General features: G+C 60.4%; 4 protein-coding genes. 3 read left to right on the top strand and 1 reads right to left on the bottom strand.

Going from position 1 to position 7,330, the window contains the following annotated elements:
- Positions 1-275: 275 nt before the first annotated feature.
- Positions 276-662 carry a hypothetical protein gene (locus tag K309_RS0133050; protein ID WP_029050243.1) on the bottom strand — a complete coding sequence of 129 codons (387 nt, stop codon included), beginning with the start codon at positions 660-662 and terminating at the stop codon, positions 276-278.
- A 174-nt stretch (positions 663-836) separates the two neighbouring features.
- Here K309_RS0133050 and K309_RS0133045 point away from each other — a divergent pair, with 174 nt between their 5' ends.
- The 3 genes from K309_RS0133045 (at position 837) to K309_RS0133035 (ending at position 6,951) form a co-directional block, all read left to right on the top strand.
- The gene (locus K309_RS0133045; RefSeq protein ID WP_035878777.1) at positions 837-2,048 is read left to right on the top strand and encodes a DUF6361 family protein; all 1,212 of its coding nucleotides are present in this window, start codon (positions 837-839) and stop codon (positions 2,046-2,048) included.
- The gene (locus K309_RS38485; RefSeq protein ID WP_051320750.1) at positions 2,045-3,907 is read left to right on the top strand and encodes a phospholipase D family protein; all 1,863 of its coding nucleotides are present in this window, start codon (positions 2,045-2,047) and stop codon (positions 3,905-3,907) included. The genes K309_RS0133045 and K309_RS38485 overlap by 4 nt, the downstream gene beginning before the upstream one ends.
- Positions 3,908-3,981: 74 nt before the next feature.
- Complete coding sequence (locus tag K309_RS0133035) at positions 3,982-6,951, top strand: hypothetical protein (RefSeq protein ID WP_035878778.1); 2,970 nt, start codon at positions 3,982-3,984, stop codon at positions 6,949-6,951.
- The last annotated feature ends 379 nt before the right edge of the window (positions 6,952-7,330 follow it).

The following is a 7,330-nucleotide window of genomic DNA, read 5'->3' as shown; positions in this document are numbered from 1 at the left end:
CTGTGATCGAACTGCTCGACGATCTGCGCGACCGTCTGCTTGCACACTATCAATTGGCTTTGGCCGAGTGGCTGGCCGAAGATCGGCAGGAGCATCCTGATGGCCTTGGCGATCTCGCCGATAACGACTTCTGATCCAGCAACAAGGGGCCCGTCGGGCCCCTTGTTCCATCAATGCCGTCGCTCCACATCTGGACCTCCGCGTTTGATCGCCACGTCCATCAGCATCACCCGACGACCTGCAACATTGGCGATGGACCAGACCGCAGCCACCCATCATTTACCGTGCCCGCGCGCCCATCGAATCCCGTGCTCACGCACAGCTAGCAGCAGGAACAGCCGGTTGAAGAAGGCGTCGCGGACGATGCGCTTCCGCATGCAGATTTCGTTAAGGCGCGTCGTCAACTTCGGCGGCAACGCTAGACTAACGAGCTTGCGATTACCGAGTTGCCTCAGCCGACTGGAGACGAAGTCAAAACTTGCGTGCGAGTTGGCAAGGGACACCTCGTCGTCCAGGTAGTCCAGCTCAGTGTCCAACACCTTCTCCAAGTAGGGGTCGCGCCGAAGGCAGGCGCGCTTGATTTTTGCCTCGAGCTTGTCGAGGATGGGCTGCCAAATTTGGACCGAGGTTTTGGGGACCGTCTTGAGAGACTTACTTGCCATATCGACTCGTGTGTTTGGGACTATGGGCACAGTTTAGGGCTCATCCTATTCCATTTGAAATAAAGAGTTTTCTTTATTTCAAATGGAATATCGTGCGATTGGGCTCCTTATCCAAGTGCGCAATGCGCTGCCCGCCGATACAATCCGAGCACGTGCATCGATTTCCAAACTTTCATGTCGACATTCGGCTGGACCTATTTATCGCGGGACGCGTTGCGCCGCGCAGAGGCTCAGATGGCGGATAAGTCTCAAGGCGTTCGGGACGAGATCGGCTTCCTGCATTTGCACCAGCGCTATGCGGATCTTTTCTTCCCAGGTACATCGGTACTGCAGACCCGTCTGCGATATGCTCTTTTCGTCCCATGGATGTATCAGGGCCTGCGCGCCAGGCCGCCTAAGGGAAGCGTCATTAACGCCGTGCGCGACGCCGAGCGCCGCTTGGTAGTGCGCCTGCTTAAGAGGTTGCCGGACGCGAAGGAGAAGCGCGGCATCATCGGCCGCGATAGCGCTAACTACATCAGTAGCCAGCCGCCCTCTATGGTCTATTGGGGCGCCCTCGGCGCTTGGGGCATTTTGCGAAGGAAGGATGGCCTGCGCCACTACAGCCGCGCCGATGTGCATCGCGGCCTGAGGCCCGGTAAGGTTTCCCGCGACGATGATGGTGTGCCGCTCGGTGCGGTAATCGAGCCGTTTAACTCGTTGCCGCCGGTACCGGACGACTGGAGCTCCGACGACGAGATTAGATTCGAACTGAATTTCGTTGAGCGAAAGTTTTTCCGCGAACAATGGAAAGGGCTGCGATGCGCAGACGGTACGCGCCCGCTGCTAGCGCAGCTTGCTCAGCACTCTTTGCCCGACATCATGGCCCTGCCGACTTGCTGGGCGGAGGAGGTGTGCGAAGTCGCCGGCGACCAGGCGCACTCACTCCGACGTGCTTCGGCCGCTGCGGCACTGGCGGGCATTGGCCGCAGTGTGTACGCGGCGTTGGTTGAACAGACGCGAGAGCAGCGCGATCGGCAGCCCACACCGAGGAAACACCGTGACTACCTCGTCGCAGTTGTCGAGGAACACGCCGAAGGGGCTCTCCGGTTCGACCTGGCGGCAGTCGAGGCCGATATCGGCCGTCTTCCAGATACCCTGAGGGCCGTGTTAGAGCGAACTACGGAATGGCTGCGCAGCGGAAAGCGGAGCCCGGAGCCATTGCGGGCCGTGTATGAAATAGCCGAATTCGACCGAAAGCGATCCCGAGCGCGGCTACCGGACCGCGGATTCGCACAGGCTAGGCGCCTCGAATGGGGCAGCGACGATTACCCCCAGGCTAGCCCGCTCCACTATCGGTGGGACCGAGTCTCCCAGATGCTTGCCGACCTACACGGACAATCATGAGCAACGCGCCGAAAGCCTGGCCGAACCAGTCCTATCTCGATGCGTTACGACCGCCGCCGGGTGAGCGGGTCCGGTTCGCACTGCTGGCCACTTATTCGGCGGACCTCTGGTCGCTAGGCGCCACACTATTGGCCCTGGCTGGCCGGGATCTCGATAATGGGAGTGGAACTCGGGCGGATATGGCCGAGGCCATCGAAGCCCTTAGGGGACGAATCGGGGTGGTGGTTCAGAGAGGGAGATTGGCAAAGCCGCGGCGCACGCCAAAAATCGCGGCGGTATTCGATCAGTTCGTCACAGAAGTGGCTTGCGATGAATCGATCAGCAGTTGGCACCCAAAAATTGCCTTGATTGGCTATGAACAAGCCGACAAGCCGACCTCCTGGCGACTGTGGATCGGAAGCAAAAACCTCACTAGGGCCTGGAACCTGGATTTCGGACTGGTCCTTAACGCCGGCACCGGCGATAGACGCGCTTGCGACATCGAAGGGGTGGCCGACCTTGGCTACCATCTGGCCACGCTCGCAGGAATTCCAGGGGTGGCTCCCAATGCCATCGCAGAGCAGTTGAAAGGCTTGAAGTGGATCATGCCGCCTGGAGTCAAAGTCAAGCGGATTACTCTCAAGCGCGATCATGAAACGCTAGTGCAGCTGCCTGATGTGGCTCGGGCAGATGAAATCTTCGTAGTCAGCCCATTCCTGGATGGCACTTTTATAAAACGCATAGGTACCTGGGGGGATGAACATTCCGCCCGGATCCTCGTGTCGACGGAAATGGCGGCACGCAAGCTCGCCAGCCAGGCCGGCTTCCCCCTCGAAAAATTCGGAAGGTTTGTTTACGTTTACGATCAGCCGGAACCCGATGCGAGTGTGCCCCAGCCGGCCGACATACTGGACGCGACGGCTATGGGCACCCTGCAGGAGGATGAAGTCGTGCCATTCGGCCTTCACGCAAAAGTCATCGCGCTGGTGACTGGACGTAACGCTAAGCTTTGGGTTGGAAGCGCGAACGCGACCCAACGGGGATGGGGCAACGGGAACGTCGAGGTCATCGCTGAAATCGATTGCGAAGTCTCCATGCTAGACGGCCTTAGACACTTAGTAGGCCTGGCTCGACCGGTCGAGATCGCCGCGTTGCGGATTGCACCCATCGAGCCAGACCACGTGGCTGAGCGGCTTGAGGAATGCCGTCGTCAGTTAGCCGCGGCGTTGGATGCTCTATTACTGCGTAATGGCGACGTTTTCACGTTGGTCGCGGCCGAAGCTCCGTCCCTGTCTGGCGTGGAGATGGAATTGCGGGTCGGACTGGCGACGACGGAGACCGTCCCGTGGCCGGCGGGGCAACGAATCGTCCTGATTGGCAGCGTGCCCGCGGCCGAGCAGACCGGGTTGGTCCGTTTTCAGCTGGCGCTGGCCGGACAAGTGTGCGAGTGGCTGCAGAAGTTCGTCATCGAACCGGCCGTCCCCCCTGGGCGTGATCGAGCTGCAATTGCTGCGCACCTGGGTCCCCAACAGTTCCTCGCCTGGGTGCGCGCCATGTTGAATGGGAACAGCGCCGATCCAGATGAGCCTAACTGGGATGACGAAGATAAGGATGATGACGGCGAAGATTTGGGGGGCTACGATGAAGTGCGCCTACAGCCCGCACGCTGGAAGGTGCGAGCGTTCCCCCAAATAACGCTGGAGGAGATTTTGTCTTGCTGGGCACGCGACCCCGAGGCCTTCGCTGCTGCCTATGCCAGAGTTGATGCGTACACGGATGCTGTGCTGCGGGTTGCCGGCCAGGCGGAAGCCGAAAGAGAGCATCTGGACGAATTGCGCCGAGTCTGGAGCCTGGCCCACGCGTCATTGGGGTTACGCTGATGGCGGCGCGCGCCCAACCGTTCCAGTCTGCTACGGCCCGGCGAGCTTGCGCCATCCTTAGCGACACTAAGGGGATGCGACGCTTCCTTGTGGCAGACGAACCAGGCCTTGGGAAGACGATGGTTGCACGGGAGATCATCACCACGTTCGTGGCCGATCGTCAGAAAATTGACTCGCGCCGCCCAGTCATCGTCTACTACATCACGAATGGGCTGCGCGTGGCGCACCAGAACCGCGATCGGCTGGTTGCGGCGCTCCAGGAAATGACGCCGCACGACCTTGTCTCGCCCGCCGAAAGGCTATCTCTGGTCCCGATGACGCCGCGTCTGCGTGGTCCGGTCGAATTGTTCGCGCTGACACCGGCAACATCCTTTCCGGGCAAGACAACTGGCGCTACCGGCGGGCGGGTCGACGAGAGAGCCTTTCTGATGGCGATCCTAAAACGGGCTCTGTCAAAGGTGGCGGACGAGATCCCCGACGACAACCTGCGCCGGCCAGCCGGCGTCGAGACGTGGAAGAAAGCGCGCTCGCGGATGGAGCAGCGGGCGGCCGATTTGTCCGCTCATTTTTTCCGTTTGTTCCGGCATGCTATGCGCGAGGAGTTTGGTGAGGTGCTGGATGACTTCGGCACATTAGTAGCGCAGATCTCCGCCCGTGTTCTGTTGACGCGACTACGTCGCGCGCTTTCGCACGCCGCCTTGCTCCAACACCCTCCCGACCTGGTGATCCTGGACGAGTTCCAAAAATACCGAGAGATGATCTCTGTAGATGGACGCAAAGATCGGCTGATCAGGGCGCTCTTCGCCGGCGTGAATGACATACGCCCGGCAGTCCTGCTGCTGTCCGGCACGCCCTATCCGAGCGTTGGCGAGGACGCCCACCTGCAGTTGTTTGAGCTACTGGCATTCCTGAAAGATAGCTCGACCTTCAGCAAGGCCCTGGCCGAAGATTTTCAGAGCTTTGGTGCACTCCTGCAGGCCATCGCGCGGGCGGCCGGCAACGCCGGGCTGCAGGGCGAGCTGGAATCCGATGCCCGCGAGCTGCGTGACAGGATTCAGCGCAAGATGACGTCAGTGATGGCGCGCACCGAGCGAGCGATACACGACACAGCAGCATCGGAGTACAAGACCCAGCACTGCACGGCACCGCTGTTGCCTGCGGATATGAAGGCGTATCGTGGCCTCGTCTCGCTGTTCCAACCCAAGGACCGCGGGGACGCTCTGGCGTACTGGCTCTCCGTGCCCCTGCCAGCGCAGGCGCTTGGTCCCCGCTATGACGCGTGGAAGTGCCGCAGACGCGTCAAGTTGACCGGGCCGAAGTTGGATTCAGGCGCGGTCGATGGACTTGAGCTCCCTACAGCATGGCCGCACCCGAAGCTGCGGGCGTTGCACAAGATAGCGCCCCCAGGAAGCCTTGCCTTGCCTTGGATTGCACCTACCCTGCGTTGGTGGGATCTCCGCGGCGCATGGAAACGTCGGGCGCCGGAGAAACTACTCCTCTTCAGCCGTTTCAAGGCAACACCTCAAAGCATTGCAGCGCTCACTAGTTATGCCATTGACGCGACCGAACTTCATGCTGGTCAGCGTGATTATCGACTTGCGGTGCGCGCTAGCCGCCTCCAACCGAGCAAGCCGCAAATGCCGCTATTTGCGCTGTTTCACCCTTCGCCGTTCCTGGCCGCAATGACGGACCCACTCGCAGGCGGAATTTCCGGATCGCTTGACAGAATTCGCCGGAAGCTACGCGTCCAGATTCGTACGGCGCTGGGACCTAAAGTCGAGCTGCCCGACGAGCGCAAGCCGGCGCGACGTTCCACGCACCGGCCAGTGTGGAAAGTACTGGCCGCCATCGAAAGTCGATTCGAGTACACCCGGGACGTACGTGGCGCTTGGTCGGGACCGGCTGAGCGCGATGCGAGCGTCGCGAAAATGCGAGAGAGCTGGTGTACCGTTGATCCGCTCAAGGCAATCAGCGCGCGCGAATTGGACGACTTGGTCGAGATGGCGCTGTCAGCCCCGGGGGTGATTTGTGCTAGGGCGCTGCTTCGCCATCATCCCGGCGCGCTGGCCCCGAGTCAGCTCTCTCAGCTGGTATCGCTATCCTGGAACGGTCTGCGCATATATCTTGACGAACCAGTCTTCTGGGCTAAATGGAGCAAAGGGAAGGTTGTGGAGGCCGTGCACACCATCATGGTCGACGGCTGCTTCGAGTCAGTGTTGGACGAGCACTACTGGATGCGACTTCCGACGGTCGAAGGTGGCAGCACAAGGCTTGCTGAAGACCTGACCAAGACATTTCAGCTGAGCGCGGGAGCATTCACGTTCCAGAGGCTGGAGCCCAATGAGCAGCGGTCCAAGGGCATCCGTATCCGCTGCCATGCGGCGGTGCCGTTCGGCGGGACCGACGATAAGGGCTATGTCAAACGTGGCGCAAAGGAAGGAGTAGCCGACCGTCCATTGGCTCGATCGGACGACCTACGTGTGGCATTCAACACACCGTTCTGGCCCCATATTCTGTCATCGACCTCGGTCGGCCAAGAAGGGCTCGACTTCCATACCTGGTGCTCCCGAGTTGCCCATTGGGACCTATGCCCGACGCCGGTCGAACTCGAGCAAAGGGAGGGCCGGGTTAACCGATATGCGGGTCTCGCGGTGCGTAGGGCGCTAGCAGCGCAGTTGCGTGAGGAGGTCCTTGGTGCGCAGGAAGGCGATCGCATTTCGCCATGGGCTGCAGTCGAACGACTAGCTAATCAGCAATGCAGCGACGAATCCGGGTTGCGGCCCTGGTGGCAGACGGATGGCGCACATATTAGCCGCTACGTGTTCCGGTTGCCTTTGGGGAAGGATGAGCTGCGGTTCGCCCAGCTCCAGGATCAACGGCTGCTGTATCGCCTTGCATTGGGCCAACCCAATCCAGAGGACCTGGTACAGTCGCTAGCCGCGCGCGACGAGGCGACTTTGCAGATCCTGCGGGGGCTGGTCCTCAATCTGTCCGCGTACCGGCCGGAGCCAGGAGCGCGCTGGCCTGGATGCGAGGCTGCCTGATGGTGGGAGAACTGACTGTTCCCGTAGCGGGATGACCGGCGGCCGTGACGTTCGAGCTCAGGAATCAAGAGCGCGGCCCTTCGTGTAGCTTCCCGCCTAGTATCGTCGGATGATGCTACGAACAAATGGCTGCTCAACTCAAAAGACACCTTCTTTGAGATGCGCTGTGCAAAAGATGCTCAAACCTTTCGCAGCGTGCTGGGCGACGCTTGGAAGCGGTCGAAAAGCTGGTAGAGATCGTAAATTGTGAATATCACCGGCAACGGCGATTAAGGAATTTCATGGGCGTCCATATGTGTGTATCCTATTTCCGATTCGTCGAACTTGGCCAGTAGAGATCACCACATGAGCTAAAGTCGAAACTGGTGTACAGGCGGGG

Origin of the sequence: Cupriavidus phytohabitans (assembly GCF_000426345.1) — a bacterium.
Lineage (GTDB): Bacteria > Pseudomonadota > Gammaproteobacteria > Burkholderiales > Burkholderiaceae > Cupriavidus.
This window is presented reverse-complemented; position numbering and strand designations above follow the sequence as displayed.